Source organism: Mesorhizobium sp. M1329, assembly GCF_040318035.1.
GTDB lineage: Bacteria > Pseudomonadota > Alphaproteobacteria > Rhizobiales > Rhizobiaceae > Mesorhizobium.
Genome location: NZ_JAMYLN010000072.1, coordinates 1 through 4,590 on the forward strand (window position 1 = coordinate 1; position 4,590 = coordinate 4,590).

4 protein-coding genes are annotated in these 4,590 nt (G+C 61.1%); 3 read left to right on the forward strand and 1 reads right to left on the reverse strand.

The genetic code is table 11. The features are described from left to right. Positions 1-33: 33 nt before the first annotated feature. Entirely contained in the window at positions 34-615 is a 582-nt protein-coding gene (locus NKH21_RS32480) for a cupin domain-containing protein (RefSeq protein ID WP_352869973.1), read from the reverse strand. 95 nt (positions 616-710) lie between these two features. On the opposite strand from NKH21_RS32480, the gene NKH21_RS32485 reads away from it, so the two are divergent. The 3 genes from NKH21_RS32485 (at position 711) to NKH21_RS32495 (ending at position 4,054) form a co-directional block, all read left to right on the forward strand. Next, a complete protein-coding gene (locus NKH21_RS32485) occupies positions 711-1,469 on the forward strand; it encodes an SDR family oxidoreductase (RefSeq protein WP_352869975.1) in 759 nt (252 codons plus the stop codon). A 420-nt stretch (positions 1,470-1,889) separates the two neighbouring features. Next, the gene (locus NKH21_RS32490) at positions 1,890-2,570 is read left to right on the forward strand and encodes an SDR family NAD(P)-dependent oxidoreductase (RefSeq protein ID WP_352869979.1); all 681 of its coding nucleotides are present in this window, start codon (positions 1,890-1,892) and stop codon (positions 2,568-2,570) included. A 143-nt stretch (positions 2,571-2,713) separates the two neighbouring features. Beyond that, positions 2,714-4,054: an ISNCY family transposase gene (locus NKH21_RS32495; protein WP_352869977.1), complete on the forward strand. Its 1,341-nt coding sequence runs from the start codon at positions 2,714-2,716 to the stop codon at positions 4,052-4,054. The last annotated feature ends 536 nt before the right edge of the window (positions 4,055-4,590 follow it).

Sequence of the window (4,590 nt, forward strand, 5' to 3'; positions counted from 1 at the left end):
CAACAGCCAGATCGACGATCTCCTGCCTTGGGTCTACATCAACAAGCTCGAGCTCAAGGCCGTGGCCTGAGAACACCGCTTACGCAATGCCTCGATCAGCAGTACCTCCAGCAGCCGTTCGAGCACAAGTTCGCGTGCCGGTCGTTGCGCAAGGGTCTCGTCGCCGACCAGTTGCGTCAGCGTCGCGAGTCGCGGCTCTCCGCGCGCAAGGACGACATGTGGAAGCAGCGGCACCAGCAAAGCCACATCCAGCGAACCGAACGAACAATGCCCGATCTGGATGCGGAGGTTTGGCGGCTCGTCTTCCCCGCCGACACGAAAACAGCCCTTGCCTATCGCGATAGGTTCTCTTGATGTCTCGTCCTGCGGCAAGTCCAGGCTTTCCTTGATCAAGTCGCGCATGGCCGGAACCAGCAAGAAATCCCCGCCCTGCAGGATCAGGGGCGGTTGCCCGTCGACCGTCACACGGCAATGCCCTTCCAGCACCGCGCAGTAAAAAGGATCTCCCGTTCCCTTGCGGTGGAACCTCCAGGAGCCGGCGCACTCAATAAGCTTGGAAAAGCGGGCCGTTGGTTGGAGCAGCGTTACGACTTCGGCGAGAGGATCGACGGTCATTCAAGACTATTTCAAAAGAAATCGATACTCCGAGCCATATCACGTCCTGGGTGGCTCGGCTAGATTGTCGTCAACATCAACACCCGGAGATTCTTATGCCGGCAATCCTCATCACGGGCTGCTCTTCTGGCTTCGGGCTGGAGACCGCCCGGCTGTTTCTGGATCGTGGCTGGGATGTGGCGGCTACCATGCGAACACCCGACCCCAAGATAATTCCAGCGTCCGAGAGGCTCCGCATCCTACAACTCGACGTCACCGATCCGGCCAGTGTCGCACGTTCCGTCGCCGAGGCTGGTCCGATCGACGTCCTGGTCAACAATGCCGGCTTCGGCGTGCCGTCGCCGGTCGAACTGACCGAACCCAACATGGCGCGCGCTATGTTCGAGACCAACACGCTGGGCACGCTCGCAATGATCCAGGCGGTACTCCCATCGTTTCGTGAGCGCCGGTCGGGTGTCATCATCAACGTCTCATCGTCGACTACGCTCAAGTCGCAGCCAATGGTCGGCGTATACAGGGCCAGCAAGGCGGCGGTGAACTCCATAACCGAAACGCTGGCCGTGGAAGTACGCGAGTTTGGTGTGCGCGCCCATCTGGTCATACCGGGGAGCGCACCCGAGACGCGGTTCGGCGACAACGGCATGCCGCATCTGCTGGGCCGCGACAACGCCGACTATGCGCCGACGATCGAGCGCATCGTTGCACACATGCGCAACCAGTCGGGACCTATAACCCACCCGTCGGACGTCGCTGCGGCGATTTGGCGATGTGCCACGGATCCAGCATCGCCATTCCGCCTTGCCGCAGGACGCGATTCGGAAGCCTTGATGGCGGAGGCGGATGGGCTTTTCTGATGTCGTTCGGCTCCCTCATTGACTGCACAATTTATATTCGCCTCCTGCGGGATCTCGGGGCCGCGCGGGCAGGTTAGTAAGCGTTTGTCGCCTGCAATTGCCGTCTTGCTCGGCATGGCACTTTTCTGGGAGATGGTTAGGCCGCTTGAGAGACTTGGCATGATCGTGATGCTGGTGGCGGCCTATCTGGCAACTAGGAGCGAGCCGGCCGCACTCGCAGAGCCAAATCATGCACGCTAATGGGCCACAGCGTGAGCGGGCACGGCTGCCGGCGCCTCCCGCTCTGACCATCGGCGGTGCGGTACCCGCCTTGCTTCGATGCGGTACCTGATGTGGCAGCCACAAGCGCCCGTTAGCGCTGGCTGACGAATTTGGTCTTCTGGTAAGGCCCCAGGATGGTCTGGCCGCCTTCCGTCCCGTATCCACTGTCCTTCCAACTGCCCAGCGGCACCTCAGGGATATGGGTCGGAATCCGAAGACGCGCTTGTAAATTTAGCCGGCGCCCTTGCGGATAGGGGATGGGACGCACGGTACAAAGCGATCGATATTGCCGACGTTCCAATGGTGCATGGCTGGCTAGCGTCCGAGCTTCCCTTCGACATCCTGGTGAACAGCGCCGGCGTCGCACGGCACAGCCCGGCGCTCGATGCCACTCCGAAGGACTATGACGCTGTGATGGCGATCAATGTCCGCGGTGCGTTCTTCCTGACGCAGGCCGTCGCCGGACGTCTGATCGAGGCGGGGAGGCCAGGGTCCCTAATCAATGTTTCGTCGCAGATGGGCCATGTCGGAGGCCAGGACAGGGCCGTTTACTGCGCCTCCAAATTTGCCGTCGAGGGCTTCACCAAGGCAATGGCGATCGAATGGGGGAAGTTCGGCATTCGGGTCAACACTGTGTGTCCCACATTCATTCGGACGCCGCTCACCGAGGGGACATTCGCCAACCCCGAACGCAGGAAGTGGATCGGGGACAAGATCAAACTCGGCCGCGTCGGCGAGTTGCCAGACATTATGGGGCCGGTCCTGTTCCTGGCATCGGACGCCTCCGCCCTGGTGACCGGCACGGCTCAAATGGTCGATGGCGGCTGGACGGCGGACTAGGCTAGTTTCCGTCCACAAACGTCAAACTGTTGATTTTATTGCCTAAATCGTGACTTTGCGCGGGCAAGGCCCGGCGGTTTCAGGTACACTTTGGTCTCATGCCACTGATTCCAAAGTACAATCTGCAACCGCCGGAGCCGACAATGCGCCAAGAACGCACCGTCCAAGCCAGTATATTCGATCTTTTCGCCACACACGAGATCGGCCACGAGTTGAAGGCGAGGTCGCAATGGCTGGATGAGCATTGCGATCTACTTGGTTTGGTGGCCCGCGATCTGGTTCGGGTCTGTGTCAAGGCCACCGGACGGCAAGGCCTGCCCGCCGAAGCGGTGCTGCGCTGTGCGCTGCTGAAGCAATACCGGCAACTGAGCTATCAGGAACTGGCGTTCCATCTCGAGGACTCCGCCTCGTTCCGCGCCTTTGCGCGGCTGCCGTGGTCATGGAGCCCGCAGAAGTCGGTGCTGCAAAAGACGATCAGTGCGATCCGGCCCGAGACCTGGGAGCAGATCAATCGGGCACTGCTGTCGGGCGCTCGGCAGGCGAAGCTCGAAGATGGCGCGGTCGTGCGGCTGGACAGCACCGTGACCTCGGCACTTATGCATGAGCCGAGCGACAGCAGCCTGCTTTGGGATGCCGTGCGCGTCATGGTGCGCCTTCTGAAGCAGGCCGATGTGTTGACCGGTGGTGCCCGCTCACCATGGCATGATCATTGTCGGGCGGCTAAGAGGCGTGCCCGCAAGATCCAGTTCACACGCGGTCGACCAAATCGGTTCCAACTCTACCGGGAACTGATCGCAATCACCCGCGCGACATTGGCATACCTGCAGCAAGCGACCGAGCGGTTGGTCGCGGCGGGCAGTCCGCTCATCGAACTGTGGCAGGCCCAGGTCTGCCACTATCGGCCGCTGATCGAACGCATCATCACACAGAGTGAGCGGCGGGTGTTGGCCGGCGAGTTGGTGCCGGCCAGCGACAAGCTGGTCAGCCTGTTCGAGCCCCATGCCGATATCATCGTCAAGGGCAGCCGCGACACCGAATACGGCCACAAGCTCAACCTGACCACCGGCAGGAGCGGCATGATCCTCGATCTGGTGATCGAGGCGGGCAATCCGCGCGACAGCGATCGATTGCTGCCGATGCTGGAACGCCACATCGGCATCTGGGGTCAAGCGCCGCGGCAGGCGGCGGCCGACGGCGGCTTTGCCAGTCGCGACAATCTGGCTACAGCCTTGACCTTGGGCGTCCGCGACATGGCATTCCACAAGAAAGCCGGCCTCAGGATCGAGGACATGGTCAGAAGCAATTGGGTCTATCGCAAGCTGCGTAACTTCCGTGCCGGCATCGAGGCCGACATCTCATGCCTCAAGCGCGCTTACGGTTTGGCGCGCTGCACCTGGCGCGGCCTTGATCACTTCAAGAGCTACGTCTGGTCCTCGGTCGTGGCTTACAATCTCGTCGTCTTCACGCGCCTCAAGCCGACCTGACGTCGAGCCATTGCGCGGGTCAGCAGCCCGCCGGCAGGCGCCGGCTCCATAGCCATGACTAACTTCCGTTCGGCGAGTTCTTTCTGGCGCGATCCACTGGACTTCGCGTCGGCCCGGTACCGCAAACGACGTTTCTTCCTGCGGCAAACCTCTGTAAACGCTCACCAAAATGGGCGTTTGTGGACGGAAACTAGGCTAGCGGCTGTACTTGGGTTTGAATGGAAGTCGGGCGTCGCTAGTCCGAGCGAAGATACGACGCGAGGACGAAACCGCTCGGGGGAAATAGCTTCTTGGCAGCCTTGGACCCTCGTCTATTGCAACTTTCGAGGCGCTTGTAGCGTCTAGCGTCGAATGGCCAGTTGTCGAAAGCCGTTAATCCTCAGGGCTGGCTATGGGGAAAGCCGTGCATCGTCAAGAGAAGCTGGGTCCGGTCAAGCGGGAGCGCTTGAGCTTGAACCGCCCCGGGTTGATCGGAGGCTCCAACTCCTGAGAAGGTGGAGCCATGACAAGCAAGACGACCAACAAGTTCTCTCCCG